Source organism: Parabacteroides distasonis ATCC 8503, assembly GCF_000012845.1.
Taxonomy (GTDB): Bacteria; Bacteroidota; Bacteroidia; order Bacteroidales; family Tannerellaceae; genus Parabacteroides; species Parabacteroides distasonis.
Window position 1 is genome coordinate 1,902,081 of the sequence record NC_009615.1, and the last position, 20,545, is coordinate 1,922,625.

At 44.5% G+C, this 20,545-nt stretch carries 9 protein-coding genes; 2 read left to right on the plus strand and 7 right to left on the minus strand.

Annotation, left to right across the window (positions count from 1 at the left end; translation table 11 throughout):
* Positions 1 to 144 precede the first annotated feature (144 nt).
* Both BDI_RS08105 and BDI_RS08110 read left to right on the plus strand, forming a co-directional pair.
* Positions 145 to 3,309 carry a SusC/RagA family TonB-linked outer membrane protein gene (locus BDI_RS08105; RefSeq protein WP_005857983.1) on the plus strand — a complete coding sequence of 1,055 codons (3,165 nt, stop codon included), beginning with the start codon at positions 145 to 147 and terminating at the stop codon, positions 3,307 to 3,309.
* Positions 3,310 to 3,337: 28 nt separating this feature from the next.
* Positions 3,338 to 4,918: a RagB/SusD family nutrient uptake outer membrane protein gene (locus BDI_RS08110; protein WP_011966532.1), complete on the plus strand. Its 1,581-nt coding sequence runs from the start codon at positions 3,338 to 3,340 to the stop codon at positions 4,916 to 4,918.
* A gap of 692 nt (positions 4,919 to 5,610) precedes the next feature.
* On the opposite strand, the gene BDI_RS08115 is transcribed toward BDI_RS08110, so the two are convergent.
* The 7 genes from BDI_RS08115 to BDI_RS08145 all read right to left on the minus strand — a co-directional run bounded on the left by BDI_RS08115 (position 5,611) and on the right by BDI_RS08145 (position 20,520).
* Positions 5,611 to 7,203 carry a RagB/SusD family nutrient uptake outer membrane protein gene (locus BDI_RS08115; RefSeq protein ID WP_011966533.1) on the minus strand — a complete coding sequence of 531 codons (1,593 nt, stop codon included), beginning with the start codon at positions 7,201 to 7,203 and terminating at the stop codon, positions 5,611 to 5,613.
* Between the two features lie 25 nt (positions 7,204 to 7,228).
* Entirely contained in the window at positions 7,229 to 10,405 is a 3,177-nt protein-coding gene (locus tag BDI_RS08120; protein WP_005857976.1) for a SusC/RagA family TonB-linked outer membrane protein, read from the minus strand.
* A gap of 730 nt (positions 10,406 to 11,135) precedes the next feature.
* Positions 11,136 to 14,024, minus strand: a complete 2,889-nt coding sequence (locus BDI_RS08125; protein WP_011966534.1) for a hypothetical protein — start codon at positions 14,022 to 14,024, stop codon at positions 11,136 to 11,138.
* A 1-nt stretch (position 14,025) separates the two neighbouring features.
* Positions 14,026 to 15,168, minus strand: coding sequence for an MFS transporter (locus BDI_RS08130; RefSeq protein WP_011966535.1), 1,143 nt, complete (start codon positions 15,166 to 15,168; stop codon positions 14,026 to 14,028).
* Positions 15,158 to 17,524, minus strand: coding sequence for a GH92 family glycosyl hydrolase (locus tag BDI_RS08135; RefSeq protein ID WP_011966536.1), 2,367 nt, complete (start codon positions 17,522 to 17,524; stop codon positions 15,158 to 15,160). The genes BDI_RS08130 and BDI_RS08135 overlap by 11 nt, the downstream gene beginning before the upstream one ends.
* A 3-nt stretch (positions 17,525 to 17,527) precedes the next feature.
* The gene (locus tag BDI_RS08140) at positions 17,528 to 18,625 is read right to left on the minus strand and encodes an ROK family protein (protein WP_011966537.1); all 1,098 of its coding nucleotides are present in this window, start codon (positions 18,623 to 18,625) and stop codon (positions 17,528 to 17,530) included.
* A 149-nt stretch (positions 18,626 to 18,774) separates the two neighbouring features.
* Positions 18,775 to 20,520 carry a class I mannose-6-phosphate isomerase gene (locus BDI_RS08145; RefSeq protein WP_011966538.1) on the minus strand — a complete coding sequence of 582 codons (1,746 nt, stop codon included), beginning with the start codon at positions 20,518 to 20,520 and terminating at the stop codon, positions 18,775 to 18,777.
* Between the last annotated feature and the right edge of the window lie 25 nt (positions 20,521 to 20,545).

Here is a 20,545-nt window from a genome sequence, read left to right on the forward strand (position 1 = left end):
GATCATACTCTGTTCATCGCACTTTTATCACTATCGAAAAAGATTAAATATCACATGCTAGTTCCGTACGAACTATGTCTATTCTAGAATATAATATTACATATAAATGTAATCAATCTAAACTTAATTTAAAACAAGAGCAAAATGACAAAGAATGAATCTAAGCTATTATCCCTTCAAGGGATAGCTAAAGCCTCAGCGTTCTGTTTGTTGCTTTCCGCTTTTTCTGTAAACGCCGCCATGGCCGCTCCCGCTCCCGCAGGCACGGTTGATGAAGTAATGGCAGTGCAGCAAGGCAAGAAAGTAACAGGTGTGGTTATTGACGGTACAGGTGAGCCTGTTATTGGCGCTAACGTGGTGGTGAAAGGCACTACAAACGGTACGATCACTGATTTCGATGGAAATTACACGATCGAGGGTGTGTCCGCAAACGATGTGTTGGTCATTTCTTATATCGGTTACTTATCTCAAGAGGTTCCTGTAGGTAATCAATCGATGATCAAGGTGACATTGAAAGAGGATACCCAAACATTGGATGAGGTTGTAGTAGTAGGTTACGGTACGATGAAGAAATCTGACGTGACAGGTTCTATCTCTACGGCTAAAGGAGATGATTTGGTAAAGAATCAAAGCTTTAGCGCATTGGATAACTTGCGTGGTAAGGTATCTGGTGTAAACATCTTCTCTAACTCTAGCCAGCCGGGCGCTTATTCAAACCGTGTGGTTATTCGTGGTATCGCGACAATCAACTCTTCTTCTAATCCGTTGTATGTAGTGGACGGCGTAGTAATGGAAAACTTCGACTTGGTGAACCCGAATGATATCGAGTCTATGGAGGTATTGAAAGACGCTTCCGCTGCCGCTATCTATGGTGCCCGTGGTGCCAATGGTGTCATCATGGTAACGACCAAACGTGGTAAGAAAGATGGCGAAGGTGTCGCTATTAGCTACCAAGGTTCTGTTAGCGTGAGCTCGATAGCACGAAAAATGGATTTGCTAAATGCACAAGAGTGGACAGACACTTTTATGAAAGGTCTGGAGAATGAGAACAAATGGTTAGGAACCAATTGGTCTTTAAATCGTACCGATTGGTTTACCGACCGTAATTACTTTGATGCAAACGGTAATCCTATTTACGATACGGATTGGCAGGATGAGGCAACTCGCACGGCTGTTTCCCACAACCACCAGTTGAATATTCAACAAGCGGGTAAGAACTCTTCTATGGGTGCGTTCTTGAACTATACCGATCAACAAGGTATCATGTTGAACACCTATAACAAACGTTTGAACGCTAAGATGGCTTACGACGCAGATCCTACAAAATGGTTATCTACATCTGTAAACGTATTGGTTAACCACACGTGGGGCCGTTATACTCCTGAAGATGGTGGTGGACAGGAAGCTCGTCGTACCATGATCGAAATGTTGCCTTGGCTACCTGTATATGAGCCGGGTACAAATAAGTATACGACTAGCACGTCTCCTTCTTTGAGCGGTTTCAACTTGGAGGGTATGTCAAACCCAGTATTTATCTTGAACGATCAGCGTAGAATGAAATATAACACCCAGATCTTCGGTAACGCCGCATTGACATTCCACTTAGCTGAAGGCTTAGACTTGAAGACTCAATTTGGATTGGATAGCCATAATATCACTTATCGTGGTTATTCTTCTGTCGGTTTGAACAATATCTCTATGCCGAATGGTTGGGCCGAATATGAGAACTGGAATACTTTGTATTGGCAGGAAGAGACTTATTTAACCTATAATAAGGTGTTAGGCGATCATCGTATCAACGCTATGGCCGGTTTGTCTTGGCAGGAACGTACTTATAGAAGAAATAAGTCTAAAACGGAAGGTTTCTCCGACGACTTCTACGAGGATTACAATATGATCGTAGGTACAACCCCTAAATCTCCTGAATCCGACTGGACTCGTTGGGCGATGAACTCTTATTTCTTGCGTTTCGCTTATACCTATAAAGATCGTTACTCCGCTACCGTAACAGGTCGTATTGATGGTTCTTCCAAGTTTGGTGATAACAACAAATATGCATTCTTCCCATCAGCCGGTTTGGCATGGAATGTCTCTCAAGAGGATTTCTTGAAGGATAGTAATTTAATCAGTAACTTGAAACTGCATACCAGCTATGGTTTAACTGGTAACTCTGAGATCGATCCGTATAAGTCTTTGGGTAAGATTAAGTCGGAGACTTTATTATTGAATGGTACACGTGCGCCATATTCCTATATGGAAACGATGCCAAACCCGGATTTGAAATGGGAAAAGACCGGACAATTTGATGTTGGTTTCAATTTAGGATTATTCCACAATCGTTTGAATTTTGATGTGTCTTACTACAATAAGAAAACAACCGACTTGCTGTTGGATTGTCCGGTGCCTCACTCAACAGGTTTCTCTACAATCTTCAAGAACATCGGTTCTGTTCGTAACCAAGGTTTAGATATCATGGTGAACGGTACTCCGGTACAAGGCGAATTTACTTGGAACTCTACGGTGAATTTGAACTTTAACAAGAATGAGATTCTTCATTTGGGTGACACCGACGCTGATGTTTACTTGTACGACTGGGTAGGAGGTGGTTCTATCCTTCGTGTTGGTGAAAGTATGGGTAGTTTCTATGGTTTGGTACGTAATGGAATCTTCACGGAAGAAGATTATAAGGCTGGCAAATGCGAGAAAAACCAAATCGGACGTCCAGACCGCTCAGAGTCTCGTGAGATCATTGGTAAAGGTTTACCAGATTGGACTGGAAGCTGGGTCAACAACTTTTCTTATAAGAACTTTGACTTAACGGTTGACTTCCAGTTCGTATGGGGAGTTGAGACTTTGCAGCGTTTCATGCACTCTACTTATGACCGTTTTGGTATGACTAATGGCTTGAGCAATATTCTGTATGACGGTTATAACGGTACAAATGCAGGTACGATGGAGCAAGCTATCTTCTTAGCTTATGACAAACCTCATGGTGGTGGAGATACAACGACTGACTCACAATGGGTAGCTAATGGTTCTTACTTACGTTTGAATATGCTTCAGTTAGGTTATACATTTGACTCAAGCGTAGCGAAGAAGGTAGGTTTGTCAGGTTTACGTCTGTATTTAAGTGGTAATAATTTGTTCCAGATTGTTTCCAAAGATTTCTTAGGTTACGATCCAGAGAGTACATCAGAGGTAAGTAGTTCTAGTGGAGTTTCTTCTGGTAGCCAATTTGGGCAGAACATGACATTCTTCTCATATCCGAGAGCTAGGACATTTACATTTGGTGTTAATGTAACATTTTAATTAATCTCATTAAATTAGACATTAAAAAATGAAAAAAATATCAACAATTGCGGTTGCCTGTGCCGGGTTATTGAGCTTTACGGCTTGTAACAACTTTTTGGACGAAGAGCCTAAGTCAACATTGACTGATGTCGCATACTATAAGACACAATCTCAAATGGAATCTAATGTAAACTATTTGTATCGTACGGGTGCGATCGGTAGTTATGTGGATTTCGGTAGTGCTTATATCGGGCCTTTCGCTTCTATTCAAGAAGAATTGACAGGATATTTCTCTAATTCTTATGAAGGACAGGAAATAGTTTGCCGTTATACCAGAGAATTGACCCGTCAACAAAACACGATGCAGTTAGCATCTAAGATGGACAAGGTTTGGGATGACTGCTATCGCGGAATTAACGTGGCAAATGGAGCGATTAAGCATATGCCAGAGGTACCTATGGATCAGGCTACTGCAGATCGCTTGACGGCTGAGGCTAAGTTTTTCCGTGCTTTCAACTATTTTTACTTAGTAAAGACTTTCGGAGCGGTTCCATTCTATACAGATCCCTATGAGCTGGCTGAGAACATGGAGCTTCCCCGTACGGAAACCTCAACCATCTATAACCAAATCGAAAGCGATTTGAAGGATGCTATGAATGTATTGCCAGAGGCTACTTTCGCCGCTAATGGTCATCGTATCACGAAGTATGTGGCCGCTATGACGCTGACTGATGTTTATATGTATCAGCATAAATATGCAGAGGCTGCTGAAACTGTGCGTATTGTCGTTAATTCAAATCATAAATTAACAACAAATGATGATTTGGCGATGAATAGCGCATTTAACAAATTGCGTTCTACAGATGACTTGGATGAGGCTATCTATGCCTATGAGTATGATAATCAGATTAGTCCGAGTAACTGGTTACCTACTTATGCTTTTGATGGTGACGCTTCTAGTAACGGTTTGTTTGGAACATATGCCATCACCCAGAAAGTACATGGACCGAATGACCGTTATCTGAATATTTATGAATCAAACGATTTACGTCGTCAACCGAATCAGTTCTACCACTGGACTTATACAAATCCAAAAACTGGAAAGGTTTGGAATTCTGTAGGTAACGCTGCTTGTTGTTGGTATTATTACGATGAGGATGCCTTACTTACTACAGGTCGTGGCACAAAAGACTGGAACGTATATCGTTATGCTGAAGCTTTATTGGACGCTGCAGAGTCAATCGCTCAATCAACTGGAGTGACTGCTGAAGCGGCCGGCTATTTGGCTCAAGTGAAGGCTCGTGCGAATATGGAAGGTAAAACCGCTGCGGAGATTGCATCATCTTTACAAAGTATGGGTAAACAAGCCTTCATCGAAGAGTGTTGGACTGAGCGTCTACGTGAGTTGCCTTTGGAATTTAAGATGTGGGATATGTGTGTACGTACAGGCATGTTCCCGAATATTTCCGAGACAACCCCGGGACAAGTAACCTACATTCCGTTAGTGGGTGCTAAGAACGCATCTGGAGCAACAATCAAAGAATCCGACCTATTATGGCCGTTATCCGTGAACGAGATCCAGCGTAACCCGAGTCTGACTCAGAATGAGGGATATTCTGCAAAGTAATATTTTTTATTTTAATAACTGATGGTTTTAAAGGGGAGGATGAGTTTTTCATTCTCCTCTTTTTCATTGTCCTCTCTTTTCGATTTGTCTGGCGATTATCAATTTATCATTTTGTAAATGAAAGTCCTTGAGGATTGCTTTTTTAGAACTGAGGCACGTATCATCTACGAAAAACAAGAAAAAATATTCGCAATCTGCTGTATTATAACATATTGTTAAAAAAGCACCTTTTATTCTAGCGAGATTTATTCATTCTAATTCATATTTACAGGGTAAAAGACCCGTTTTCATTTGAATACGACACCCATTTCTTCCCAATCTATCACTTCATACTACCGCTCTTATCACTTAACGCCACCGTATACGTTGGCCAACGGCACAGTTTGCATCGGTTAATACTACTTATTGTATCGGAAAATGATGGTTTTTTGAAGAAAATAAGGTCCTGAATGTCTTTTTTTTCCTAAAGTTTAGGCTGGTTGAGTCTTTTTAAAAAAGAGGGCTGTCAGAGAAATGCTTCTTTTTAACATGAATTGTCAAGGTTTTCGGTATTTTACTTACTATTCATATACCTTAAAAAGCAGAGAAAACATAATAATTGTACACTAATATGAATGTGGCAATGAATAAAAAGGAGAGAATGAAAAACTCATCCTCCCCTTTAAAACCATCAGTTATTAAAATAAAAAATATTACTTCGCAGAATATCCCTCATTCTGAGTTAAATTCGGGTTACGCTGTATTTCATTTACAGGGATCGGCCAGTATAGGTCTGTCTCCTTGAACTTAGCACCACTACCATTCGTAGCACCGATCAAATCAACAAATTGAACCTCACCCTTGTTTGTAGCGGAGATTTGAGGGAATTTACCTGTACGAACACAGTCATCCCAAATCTTCATTTCCAATGGGAACTCACGTAAACGCTCTTTCCAGCACTCTTCAATAAAAGCTTGCTTGCCTAATCTTTGAAGCTCGGAAGCGATTGTAGAAACATCCTTACCTTCCATATTAGCACGTGCCTTAACTTGTGCCAAATAGCCGGCAGCCTCAGCGTTTACACCACTAGACTGAGCGATAGCTTCAGCGGCAGATAATAATGTTTCAGCATAACGATAGAAGTTCCAGTCTTTCGTACCCTTACCAGTCTCTAAGATAGCAGTTTCATCGTACCAGTACCAGTTACAAAGCATCTTCATATCCAAAGTTGTTCCATCAACCGGATGTGTATATGTACGATGGAAGAACTGATTCATCTGGGCACGCAAGTCTTTCTCACCATACACATTTAAATAACGCTCGCTAACACCATACACATTTACCCACAAAGAGTACTTGTTTCCAGTAGAAGAGTTGGCGAAGAATGTCGGAGAAATCAAATTGAATGCGTGAACAGGGATATTACCGTTAGGAGAAATAGCCGCATCATATTCACGGGCATAAATAACCTCTGGCAGATCATCTGTTGTACGTAACTTATTGAACGCACTACCTTCCGCAAGGTTATCGTTAGTAGCCAAAGCGAATTTTCCGCTATTGATTACATCTTTCAATGGAGTAATCGCATTAGCGTACTCGCCTAGTCGCATGTAAACATCGGCCAGCAACATATCAGCCGCATATTTTGTCACACGGTGACTATTTCCCGCGAAAGTAGCATCAGGCAAATTCTCTACAGCAAACTGTAAATCAGGAATAATAACAGTTTTGTAAACCTCCGACGCAGCTGTACGAGCCGGATATTCAACCAAAGTAGCATCTTCTGTTGGCTCTGTAATCATTGGAACATCACCAAACATCTTCACAAGATAGAAATAGTTTAGCGCACGGAAGAAACGAGCCTCTGCTTTATACTGAGCTTGTCCGTCCATCTCTACGCCATCCACATATTTAATAACTGCGTTAGCTACATTGATCGACTTATAACAACCTTTCCATGTGTCATTAGTCAAATAATTACAACAAGATTGCGTAAAGTTCTGACGAGTCAACTGGCGAGCATAAGAACAGTCTACTTCCTGGCCTTCATACTCATTCACAAAATAACCAGTTACCATGTTCATTACTGACAAGCTAGAACCTCTATAAGCGCCTGTCATATTACCCATCTTATCGGGAGCACCGTCACGATATAGATAATTGACATTGCCAATAATATCAGCACTTGTCTTATAATAGGTATCCAGCGTCAAGGATGACTTTGGTTCCTCATCCAAAAAACTGTCACATGCGGTAAATCCTACCAATCCCGCACATAAAATAGCCGTTGTTAATATTTTTTTCATCGCAATTTTCTGAATAATTAATTAATTAAAATGTTACATTTACACCCAACGTAAACGTTCTAGCTCTCGGATAAGAGAAGAAGGCCATATTCTGACCAAATTGCTCTGGAGATACCGCACCATTAGATGTAGAGATCTGGGATGTACTTTCAGGATCGTATCCATTAAAGTCTTTCGCCGTGATCAAGAATGCGTTGTTCACATTCAAATATAGGCGTAAGCTACTAAACGGAGTCTTTGCCAATTGATTTGAGTCGAAAGTATAACCTAACTGGATTAAGTTCGCACGTAAATAAGAACCATTAGCCACCCATTGAGAGTCTGTCAATGTATCCTGTCCTGCGTGACCACCGTTGAACAACCAGATAGCTTGCTGCATAGAATTAGGATTCGTTCCATTATATGCGTCATACAAGATATTTGTCAAACCGTTAGTTTGTCCGAAACGGTCATACGTAGAGTGATAGAACTGTTGCAAGGTCTGAACACCAGCGACAAATTGTAGATCCAATGTGAAATCCCAATTCTTGTAACGTAATGTATTGATCATAGATCCAGTCCAATCAGGTACACCTTTACCTATGATCTCACGCTCAGAAGAACGTTTCGCACGACCGATCTGTTTCTTCTCACAGTTACCAGCCTCATAATCCTCGATCGTATAAACGCCTAAACGCTTATAACCATAGAAACTACCTACACTCTCACCAACACGTAAGATGGAAGCACCACTTACCCATTCGTTCTTCAAGATATCCTCGTCATTATCACCTAATGATAAGATCTTATTCTTATTAAAGTTGGCATTGATAGAGGTTGTCCAAGTGAAGTCTTTCGTATCAATATTGCGAGTAGACAACATCAAATCCAAACCTTGGTTACGGATAGAACCGATATTCTTATAAACTGTCTCGAAACCTGTTGTATGAGGAACCGGGGCATCCAATAACAGATCAGAAGTCTTCTTGTTGTAATAAGAAGCATCTAACGTGATTCTATTATTGAACAAACCTAAATCAAAACCTATATCGAATTGAGCGGTTTTCTCCCATCTCAGATCAGAGTTTGGTAATCTATTCAAATAAGAATAGGAATTACGTGTTCCATTCAATAATAAGGTTTCGCTTGTAACTGTTGCCAAAGATTTGTAAACACCAATCTCAGAGTTACCGGTCAAACCATAGCTAGTATGCAACTTCAAGTTGCTGATCGTATTTTGATCAGACATAAAGTCTTCTTGCGTGATGTTCCAAGCCAAACCTGCTGATGGGAAGAATGCGTATTTATTATTCTTACCAAACTTAGAAGAACCGTCATAACGACCAGTAATTGTAGCGGAGTAACGATCCTTGAATGTATAAGCGAAACGTAAGAAATATGAGTTCATAGCCCAACGTTCCCAATAAGTCTTTGGAGCATCAGGCTTCGTACCTGCGTCCATATTGAAGTCCTCAAAGAAATCGCTAGTGAAGTTCTCTGTATACATTCTAGAATAGTCATATTTACGCTCCTGCCAAGACAAACCGGCCATAGCATTGATACGGTGCTCACCAATCGTCTTGTTATAAGTCAAGTAAGTCTCTTCCTGCCAATAAAGAGTATTTGCGTGATATCTTTCAGCACGTCCATGTTGGTCATATGCCAAATTCACCAAGTCACTTGGCATATATTTGTGCAAAGTCTTAAAGTTAGCGTCAACACCGAATTGAGTCTTCAAATCCAAACCTTCGATGATATGGAATGTCAAGGCTGCATTACCGAATACTTTTGTATTATAGTTCATATTCTTATAAGTCTTCAAGATATGAACAGGGTTAGACATTGCCTCAAAGTCCATCGGCATACCTTCTGGAGTATTAGTAGAAGTATACTTTCCATCGTATTGAACCGGCATCCAAGGAACCATCTCGATCATAGTACGACGAGCGTCCTGTCCACCGCCATCCTCAGGAGTAGAGTTGCCCCAAGTATGATTTACAGCTAAATTGACCGCTGTAGACAACCATGTCGTAGGATTGGCGTCATAAGCGATCTTCGCATTCAAACGTTTTGAATAGGTATTCAGCATGATGCCTTGGTTATCAGTATAGTTCAAGAATGCACCCATAGATGATTTCTCGCCACCTTGCTGAACATTCAATTGATGGTTATGAGAGATCGCTGTACGAGTTGCCTCATCTTGCCAATCTGTATCATAAAGAGGATTACCGTTAGAATCGAAGAAACGACGATCTGTAAACCAATCCGCACGATTAGTAGACCAGTTAAATGGATTGCCATCCTTATCAGATCCCCATCTATTCTCATTCTCAATACCTTGCATAAAAGCATCGCACCACTCCTGCGCATTCATCGTATCCATCTTACGAGCGCGATGAGCCAAGCTTACAGAACCAGAGTAGCTAACCTTCGTTCCGCCTTCTTTGTTACCACGTTTCGTAGTAACCATGATAACACCATTGGCACCACGAGCACCATAGATAGCGGTAGCGGAAGCATCTTTCAATACCTCCATAGACTCGATGTCATTCGGGTTCATCAAATAGAAGTTCTCCATTACTACGCCGTCCACAACATACAACGGATCAGAAGAGGCATTAATTGTCGCTTGACCACGGATAACAACACGGCTACCATAAGCACCCGGCTGGCTAGAGTTAGAGAAGATATTTACACCGGCAGCCTTACCACGCAAGTTATCCAATGCACTAAAGTTTTGAGCTTTTAACATCTCTTCTCCTTTAGCTGTAGAAATAGAACCTGTTACATCCGATTTACGCATCGTACCGTAACCTACTACTACTACCTCATCCAAAGTCTGTGTATCTTCTTTCAATGTAACATTGATTGCAGATTGGTTGCCTACAGGGATCTCTTGAGATAAATAACCAATATAGGAAATCACCAAAACTCCGTCGGCGGGCACACCCTCGATCGTATAATTTCCATCGAAATCAGTGATCGTACCGTTTGTAGTGCCTTTCACCACCACGTTAGCGCCAATAACAGGCTCACCTGTACCGTCAACAACCACACCTGTTACTTTCTTGCCTTGCTGCACTGCCATTACTTCATCAACCGTGCCTGCGGGAGCGGGAGCGGCCATAGCGGCGTTTACAGAGAAGGCAGAAAGCAGCAAACAGAACGCTGAGGCTTTAGCTATCCCCTGAATGGATAATAGCTTAGATTCATTCTTTGTCATTTTGCTTTGTTTTTTAATTAAGTTTAGATTGATTACATTGTCTATGTAATTTTTATCGTTATAGATGGACATAGTTCGTACGGAACTAGTGCGCCATTCATGGTCTATATCATTAAAAACTGGGCAAATGTATAACTTTTTTTGTAAACTAGACTTAAATCTATAGTATTTTTTTAATAAAAATGACACATTTATCACAAATCACCCCTTGAAACCAAGAATATCAGCCCCTAAATGTACTAAAAATATATTGTTCCGTACGGACTTACAATAGTATCATCGTCTTTCTATCACATAAATAATTAACTATCAAATATTAGCAGTAAAAACACTTTAAATTGGTTACAACAAACAAATGTTAAATTTATTGAGATTCAAGGCTAGGCGAAAATGACACTAGTATGGCTTCTATGAAAAAAACAGATAATGTATTCAGAGACTGGATAATATGAAAAAATTTAGCCCTCCTTTATAAATAAAAGAAAAACCACATTATCTACAATATTTCTACCAAGAAAGCGCCATAGACTTATTCCCACAAGGCTTGAAATCCAATAAGGCATTACCCGAAACAGAGTCTCTCATGACACTCTTCACCCATCACTCTAACACAAACAAGTCTTCTGCTTAGAATAATACCGATTTATTTGGGATTAAATCCTATCAAAACATTCAATATACAAACATAAGACAAACTGGATAAGGGCGGGCAAACCCCGCCCCTACCATGCTACCAAGATAATTTTATAAACTTATTCTCCCACGGAGCGAAACTCAACGGATTCCCCGAAACTGGGTCTCCTACGACATCACAAACCGTAGTTTTCACAAAATTAATTTTATCTGAAGCTACAGAGAAAGTAGCGGGCTTCCCGCCTATCTCACGCAATTGAAGCATAACAGCGTTCTCGCCTTCCACAGGCCTCATGTTTACCAACAACAAGTTCTCCGGTACGATCTTGAAAATGGAAGCCGATTGGAGAGGCTCCACCTTTTTATCTCCGGCAGGCAAAACACGGGTCAAGAACGGAATCCGGTTTTCCCAAGCGAACTTAGTCGCATACTCAATAGAGTTGTCTTTCGAAGAGTTGATGAAGTAACTCCATTGCATCTCTCCCATTTGGTCCGCATTGAAATTGGTTACCCAGTAGTTGTTCATCGGCCATGAATACATATTCGTGGACTGAGGTACGGCTCCGGCTTTATACCGCCCCGTATTGATCGCCCCAAATTGCATTAATGGTATTTCTTGGCTACCCATCACGACCTGTGACTCTCCATTACGAGCCGTAGCGAAGTTTTGCACCGTGTACCAATCGTTAGAGGAGCCCGGGATTTGGTCTACACCCGCCTCAATCGATCCGCCGGGTACATCTAAATGGATCTTTCCTCCTTCAACCTCAAACGGGAAAGCGATATAAACCGCTTCCGGATCTGTTACCGCTTTTTTGCGCAGGCGATAAACTACCTCGATTTTCTTTGTTACGTTAAATACACGGAATTCCACCATCAAATTATTCGGCTCACGTCCCGCTACCGTCTCTCCCCGGAAACGATAGGTATCCCAGACATCGCCTTTCTCATATTTCTCGAAACGCATCTTCTCTGGGCGACGGCGGAGGAATTGGGGAGCACGATATTGTTCCATCGGATGACGGCTATCGATAATCTCATAAATAAACTCTCCCATCTCCCATTCCGCATCCGGCGTAACCAATTGTTTGTTCAAATCCTTATCACATAATTTACGAATCGTACCTTTACGGGTATTGAAGTCGATGGCATACCAAGGATTCTCCACATGTGTCTCTTTTAAATCCGTTGCGCCCTGTATTTCCGGACGTGGCGCATCCTTTACCTTTATATAATACTGCGCATATCCCAAAGCCGGGACATCTTTCACGTAAAAGTTCCAATAAGTACCATCGGAACGGCTTTCGCCGGCTTGTGCGGGAATTACGTTGCCAGCCGTATCCACGATCTCGAAAGCCTTGTCTTTCGGAAGAATCTGATGATCGACATAAGCTTTAGCGATACCGCTATAACTCCAGTTGAGCGTATTGAATACAGCGATAGACGGAACATCGCTTTTGGGCACGAACGATTGTAATATACCCATAGTGGCCTCTCCCAGCAAACCGGAATGGCGATAGGCTTCCCACGCATACGATTGTTTCAAGGAGCGTTGTTCCCAAGTTTCCAGTCCATAAGCATTACGTACGCTCTCACTATGCCCGAAAGTATGCTCATCATAGAACAAAAGAGCTTTGTTGATGTCCTGAATTCGATCATTGATGTCTGTCGGCAATTGAGCGCCTAGCATTTTGGCGAATGACAATCCGGCTTGGTTCGCGATAATATCCGAGTGAGTCACACGAGATATGGCGGCCTCGCGGGCACCGGAACCAAAACCATCCGTCCACCAATCCGGCCAAGCTCCACGAATGGTCTCGATACGATCCGCATATTGGCTCTCTACCGTCTTAAAGAACTCGCTGGCTACCGCCGTGCGTAATTTCGGCCATTCATACTTCTCATTCCATTTTTGTAGCATCTCACAACTTTTCGTGGATGGAGGCGCATTATCCGTAAAATAACCCGAATGCTGGGCGGCCAATATATCATACGGATAGTTTTTCGCTTCCATTTGATCCAGATACGCTAAGACCCGTTCCTCGAACTGCTCAAAATCATCGGTATGGATACCAAAGAAATTTCCTTGGTTATAATGCTCGGCACGATAGGTCAAGACCTTCTTCCCGGATGGAGATTCCCACCAGAATACGGTAGGTTTATCAAAACAGATCAACGCCCGGTGGCCATGGGTTCCCATATTCACATATTTCACGCCGGCATCCGCAAAATACTCGCTGAAGCACCAACCGATTCCATTCACGTCGTCTTGCATAGCTACCTCGGCACGCATCCCATTCTCACGGAATTGCTTGATCGGATAAAGGGAGGCGGCGAGCGTTTGCTCATCGGGTAATTCGTCAAAGTTCAAGTACATCGTAGCTAATTCGATACGACCCTCTTTTACCCGCTGCTTCAGGCGAGCGATCTGTTCCGCCGGACGGCATTTCAAATATTCGCTAACCGCCCAAGCGATCTCGCAAGTCCAACGGAATTTAGCGAAATCCGGATAATTATCCGTAGCGTCGCAATAATCCAACGCATAATCAATATATCGTAGATGTTCCGCTAGGATTTCCATTTGGGAACGGGTATAACCGATATCCGTATGCGTGTGTTGCACCATATTCATTTGCCAATGGCGAACCGGTTTTACCGTCACCATAGTCTCCTCTTTCTCTTTCCCACTTGTCAGCGTCAACGGTAATTGGCGAGTCGTGCTAACCTCGGGTATCTCGATTCGGAACACATTATCCCCGGACACCAGTTTCTCTTTACGGCTTTGCTCGCCTAAACGGATCGTTACTGTAGAAGGCTCTCCTTCATGTTTCACGGAGATCTCGACCTTTTGGGTCAGTCCGTTTTTCGATTTATAAACCGCCGGCAATACACGGCTCTTGACATCCGATAATCCCGGAGACGCATGGACCGACAATGTCCCAATCAACAAAGCCAATCCTGCTGATAAATAAGTTCTTTTTTTCATTTTATCGTGTTTTTATGGATATAAGTCCTATATACAACATACATATTAATAATAGCATCAAGCCGGCTACCTGCCCGAACATATCGGCTAAGCCTCCCATACAAGGCGTAATCAAGGCGCCTCCCGATACCCCCATAATCATCAAGGCCGATACCTCGTTGGATTGCTCCGGACGATGTTCCAACGCGAAAGAGAACAGGATCGAAAACACATTCGAGCAAGCCAAGCCAACCAGTACGATCATAACGCCCATGCTCCACAAGCTATCCGAGATAAGCAATCCCACGAAAGCAAGGATAACGATCAGCATGCTTCCCCTTAAGAAAGGTCGTGACGAGATCCTCGCCAACAATATAGCCCCCAGGAAAGAGCCTCCCGTACGAGCGGCGAAATAAAGGCTACTCCCTAATCCGGCCTCTTGCAACGGCATGGATAACTTTTCCATCAATAGCTTGGGGATCGTCGTATTCAGACCGACATCGATCCCGACAATACACAGAATCCCCAAGAAAAGCATCCGTATCCTAGCATCTTTACATAAAGCTAATGTAGAGGCGAACGAGGCTTCTTGCTCCTCTCCTTCCTCTTTACCCGGAATAGCCGTTATCAACCAAATGATAGACAACAAGGTAGTCACCGAATAGACAATGAATATCAACTTCCAATCCCCCCAAAAAGAGGAAGCGACCCCCGCAATAATCGGACCTAAGAAGGAAGATACCGCCTTAATAAACTGCCCTAACGTAAGCACGCTCGTTACCTTATCCGGATTTACCACCCGGGCTACCATCGGGTTCAAAGATACTTGCAAAATCGTATTTCCAATTCCCAGCAAAGCGAACGCAAACAAGATACAAGCAAAGTCATAGAAGAAAAGAGGTATCAGCATCGCCAAGGTCGTGATGGCCAAGGCAGCGACTACCGTATTCCTACGCCCGTGCCGTCCCATCCAGATACCGGTGGGGACAGAGAACAGGGCGAACCAAAGAAAGACCATCATGGGTAATAGGTTCGCCAAGGTGTCGGACAAACCAAAATCCATCTTCACATAATTCGTGGCAATTCCCACGACATCCACGAATCCCATCACAAAAAAGCCGAAAAGGATCGGGAATATAGCGGAGTTCGTACTTTTAGTTCTCATATCCATCTTTTGGTTGGCTACCCATTTCTAAAACCAAATGTCCACCTTGAATAATCTCCGAGAAAGGAATACGAGTATCCGTCAATGGTTTCCCGTTTAAGTTCATCGATTGCACGTAATCATTTTGCTTACTATTATTACGGGCCTCAATCACGAATTCCTTCCCTTTATAATAGCGGTCATTCAGCCGGATCGTAATCTTATCGAATAAAGGACTGCCCAAAGCGAAAGAAGGCGCTTGATCCGTCAAGCCTTTCATATCGAATAAGCCTAAGGAAGAGATCACGTACCAAGCCCCGAGCTGGCCTTGATCCTCATCTTGTCCGTAGCCATAACCGTGGATGCCATCCGTACCATAGAACTCATTCAAGATCGCCCGTACCCATTTTTGCGTAAGCGAGGGACGACCGGCCTCGTTGAACATCCAAGGGATGTGCAAGCACGGTTGGTTTCCTTGGTTATACAAGGTTTGCAAACCGGCGAAAGCCCCTACTTCCGTGCCTCCGCTAAAGATTAATTTACGAGACACCGTGAAGATGCTATCCAACCGATGGTTAAACACGTCTGCGCCTACTTTCGCGACCAAGCCTTTCGCGTCGTGCGGTACATAGAATGTATATTGCCAAGCGTTACCTTCTTGGAATCCGCGCCATACTTGCATCGGATTGAAGTCCTCGATAAACGTACCATCCTTCTTTTTAGGACGGACAAAATTACAGGAAGGGTCATAGATACGCTCCCAGCCTTTCGATAAGTCCATCAAACGGTTATAATCGTCCGTCTTACCCAGTTGCTTCGCCCATTGGGCCACGGCCCATGCGCTATAAGCATATTCCAAGGTATGGGAAGCGGAGAACATGAAAGCCTCGTCCGGCCCGTCCCCCTTATCCAAATGAGGCACATAACCATATTCCACGAAATAACGGGTATCGATCTTTCCTGCGCCCAATGGACGATTCTCCCCATCCAACTCATTCTTCAAGCAAGCCTCATAGGCCGTATTCACATCGAAATCCCGAATGCCACATTGATAAGCGCCAGCGATAATCGTACTTAATAAATTCGTACCAACCCCGGAGACATAACGGCTATTAGCGATTCCATCCGCCAGCCAGCCGGCGTCCTTGTACACCAACAAATGGCTACTTATATAATCCGAATAATATTCCGGATAGGCCAAAGCCCAAACCTGCGTCAGATTCCATTGCGCTCCCCAAGCGGCATCGGTATTATATAAGTTATGTATCGGTTTCCCGTCTTTCAAAGGGATTTGTCCTACCGAGCCATCATTTCTCGGATAAGCGCCATTCACGTCGCTAGCCAATCCGCGGCCCAATAAAGCATGATACAAACCGGTATAGAATTTCACCTTATCCTCTTGCGCCGGAGTCTCTACCCGGATACGTCCCAAATATTCTTCCCATGTTTGGCGAGAGATTTCCCTTGCTTCGTCAAACGTAAGGGTAGCGGCCTCCGTCTCCCTATTTAACCGGGCATTCTCCACGGATGTATAGGAAAGACCTACTTTAGCGGTTACCGACTCTTGATCTTGGGTACGGAATGTCAAATAAAGTCCGGCTCCCACACCCGTCGCTTTTCGTTCATCCGGACGGATATCCGCCCCGTTGAAAGCGCCATATCCAACGGGAGCCTTATCCAGCACCGCCGAGAAATACAAAGGAACCGATGCCCCGGGCTGGTATTTCCTCACATATTCAGGCTCGGTAATCACCCAGCCCTCGATACGCCCGTCTTCCGTAAAAGTAATTTCCGCGTCCCGCACGGCTCCGCTTTCTCCTTGGCGGTTTCCTATATCGAACAAGATACGGCTATCCTCCCCGGCCGGAAACGTATAACGCTGGATAGCGACACGAGGGGTAGCGGTAAGCTCCGCCCGGATCGAGTAATCTTTTAGGAGAACGGAATAATAACCGGCGGTAGCGATCTCGTCCGCACGATCAAAACGGGAACGGTATCCTATACCTGTCGAGTCGTCTACCGCCCCGGGAATTGTTTTCAATGAACCCGTCGTAGGCATCAAGACGATTCCACCGATCTGAAACTCATGCAAGCAGGGGAAACCCTCGATCGATTGATCCCGATAATCGTAACCGGTAGCCTCCCAACCGGATTTATTCCCGATATGCCCGTTCGTAGAAGGGGCCGGCTTGGCCATACCGAAAGGCATCGCTCCCGGGGTAAAATGAAACCAACGGCAATGCGCCGTGCCGATCCGAGGCTCTACATATTGGCTAAGCTCCTCTTGCTGGACCTTCTTGCCTTGTGTCACGCAGGATGTGAAAACCCCGCACAGGAACAAGAGGAAACAGACCGGCTTCATACTATACTTTCTCATAATTTATTTAGATAGATGGTTTAACGCAAAAACATAAGCACCCATAGCGATCGAGCGGTTGGCTCCTTGCTTGCTGAAGGTCACCCCTATCCGTTTACAAGGATCGTATCCTACCTTGCGATTCGTACCCGGGACTAGCACCTCGACAGCCTCTCCCCGGGCAAAACCGGCGAAGCTCTTCTCGTCGTCCAAGTCATACACCTCCTTTTGCAAGCGCCCGAAACGAGCACCGTCCATCATTCCCGTCTGCGCGTTCATCTCTTTCAACAAGACCGGCAGGATGTACTTGGAAGCACCGGACAAACCACCGCCTATCACGATAAGCCCATCGATCAAGGTAATAGCGGAAGCCAACGCGTCCCCAGCCATCTCACCCAACTCCTCAAACGCGGCGATAGCCGCTTCCCGGTTACCCGGACGAATACCCTCGGCGATCTCGAAGATCTCTTTCGGGGTACGCGCCCCCGCATCACCGCTCCGCTCCGCATAGACACGCATGACCGCCCGTATGCTGACGCTCTCCTCCACGATATACTCCGGGTACTTCTTGTTCCGCAGGCACCATACATATCCTCCCGCCGCGTTATCACCCCGCAAAAGCTCTCCATCGATGACAACCCCGGCACCAAAGCCTGTCCCTAGCGTGACACCTAGCAAATTCTTATATCGTTTCGTACTTCCCGCCTCCCGCAAACGGCGGTTGATCTCCGGGAGCACTCCCGTCAACGCCTCTCCGTACGCAAACAAGCTTCCGTCGTTATTGATAAATACCGGTATCCCGAATATATCTTCCAGAAACGGGCCTAACGCTACGCCACCCCGGAAAGAGGGGAAGTTGGGTAAATCGCCTATGATACCGGCTTGATAATCCGCCGGACCAGGAAAAGCGAAACTGATAGCGACCGGAGCTTCCGGCAAGTCTGCTTGAATTGCCTTAAAACCCTCTACCAAATTACCTAAACACTTATCCAAGCAATCCGCGCATGCCGGAAGAACTACCGGATCGGCTATCTCTTTTCCACCTTGGATGGCAGAGAAGACAAAATTCGTTCCTCCCGCATCCAATGTCATTACTATTCTATTGTCATTTGTGTACATCATATATTCCTTTTCTTTACTTAAAGAGGTCCCGCCAGTGCCACAGCAGTGGCACTACTTTGCCATTAGAGGTGACACAACCTTGCCTTCGAAGTGGCACAATCGTGCCATCAGTAGTGGCAAAGCAGTGCAATGCCTATGGCAAACGGTGATTATTGCCTAAAACGTACGTAAGCCTTTATAGTACCACAATATTTACCTACAGACGATCCATACGGACGGATCGTATATTCACCCACGCAAGCCGGGATGATAAAAGTCTCCGCGTAATGAACGATGAAAGGTTCGAATGCGCCTGTCGGGCTCTCCACGATCAACTCATCTCCCTTGATTACATTCAGTACTTGCACCCCTCCATTCGTATTGTGAGGCACGATATCCGTGAACCAATGACGGCGGGTCTCGATGAACTCGTTCTCATGCAAGCCGGTCCGCTCCTCCCGCCAACCGTCTCCCTCGGCGATCATCTCCACTTGGTTGATCAAGTTATGACGGACAAACTCCGTTTGCCGCTCCCATTGGATCACTTTCGAGCCGTGGCCGATATTAATAGGTCGAGGCAGTCCGTCCAATCCCAAGCGGCCCCAGTCCCAAAGCTTAAACGTAAAGATACTTGGCGTAGCGCTAATCTCAAGCACCATGGCACCGGCTCCCGAACAATGGACCGTTCCGGCGGGGATCAGATAATGATCATGGCGTTTGGCAGGCCATTTATTGACATATTTCTCCGTATCGAAAGGCTTTCCGGTCTGTTGGGACTCGTTTAGGGCAGCGATCATCTCGTCCGGGTTGACACCGGTTTTCAATCCCAGATAAACGGTAGCGTCCTCCTCGGCATCCAGCAGGTAGTAGCTCTCGTCCTGCGTATAATAAATCCCGAACGTATCCCGGATATATTGGGTGACCGGATGCACTTGCAAACTTAGGTTTCCTCCTCCCATCGTATCCAAGAAGTCGAAACGGATCGGGAAATCTTGTCCGAAACGAGCCTCGACCGGCCCGCCCAGCAAGTCTCTCGTCTTATAGAATACCAAGTCATTGGAAGGGATCTCAAACAGCTCTCCGGCAACTTTCAGGTATAAACTATTTTCCTCGGGCACGCAATCAAAACACCAACCGAAGTTATCTTGCTTTTTATTCAGATCACAGACCTCTTTCATCCATTGGCCGCCCCAAGGAGCCGGATCAAAGAAAGGTACTACCCGGAACGGAGTATGCGCCGTTTTCTCTAACCCTTCTTTCAATGTCTCCCCGGAAATCATCTTAGGTGTTCGGACGATATGGGTATCCAACCAATAATCGACCTTAGGAAGGACTTTCTTCTTCAGATTATCGCAAACAATCCAATCAATAAAATATCCTCGCTTATAATGGTACGACGGGGCTTCCTCCCGGTTTTCCACACCTAGCCCGTTCACCTCTTTTCTACGGGAACGCATCTGGATCTCCCAACGAGCCATATCCGCATAGATCAATTTGTCCGGAGCGGAAACGATCTCGGCGGCGGCGTGGCCATAAACGATTGTCCAGCCTTTTCCATCACGCAAGGACTCCCGGCAGGCGTTCACCTTCTCCTCATCCAAGAAATCCGTATAAGAGAAATGAGCCCGGCGGCCAAACAACCGGTCATCCGTCAGATAAGGATAGGTCATCGCCTCTATATCTTCTGCCGATTTAAATAAATCTCGCGTATTGATAAAACGATCGGGCGCGAGCGCTTGCAGTTCACGCATCAACTCCTCGTGATGAACCCCTTGGTAGCATTCCACCACCCAAACTTGTGATCCATTCGTTTCCGCATGTATCTCCGCCAATCGCTTCCGTATCGATTCCCAGCCTTTCCACAAGGTACCGTCTACAACGGTGGCCGGCATTTTATCATAATTACTTTTTCTCATCTCTTTTGACATTTAATATTGCACG

Coding starts and splice junctions, on each gene's coding strand:
- BDI_RS08145 (WP_011966538.1), bottom strand. CDS start 20,520: ATGAGAAAAAGTAATTATGATAAAATGCCGGCCACCGTTGTAGACGGT.
- BDI_RS08125 (WP_011966534.1), bottom strand. CDS start 14,024: ATGAAAAAAAGAACTTATTTATCAGCAGGATTGGCTTTGTTGATTGGG.
- BDI_RS08140 (WP_011966537.1), bottom strand. CDS start 18,625: ATGATGTACACAAATGACAATAGAATAGTAATGACATTGGATGCGGGA.
- BDI_RS08135 (WP_011966536.1), bottom strand. CDS start 17,524: ATGAGAAAGTATAGTATGAAGCCGGTCTGTTTCCTCTTGTTCCTGTGC.
- BDI_RS08110 (WP_011966532.1), top strand. CDS start 3,338: ATGAAAAAAATATCAACAATTGCGGTTGCCTGTGCCGGGTTATTGAGC.
- BDI_RS08105 (WP_005857983.1), top strand. CDS start 145: ATGACAAAGAATGAATCTAAGCTATTATCCCTTCAAGGGATAGCTAAA.
- BDI_RS08115 (WP_011966533.1), bottom strand. CDS start 7,203: ATGAAAAAAATATTAACAACGGCTATTTTATGTGCGGGATTGGTAGGA.
- BDI_RS08130 (WP_011966535.1), bottom strand. CDS start 15,168: ATGAGAACTAAAAGTACGAACTCCGCTATATTCCCGATCCTTTTCGGC.
- BDI_RS08120 (WP_005857976.1), bottom strand. CDS start 10,405: ATGACAAAGAATGAATCTAAGCTATTATCCATTCAGGGGATAGCTAAA.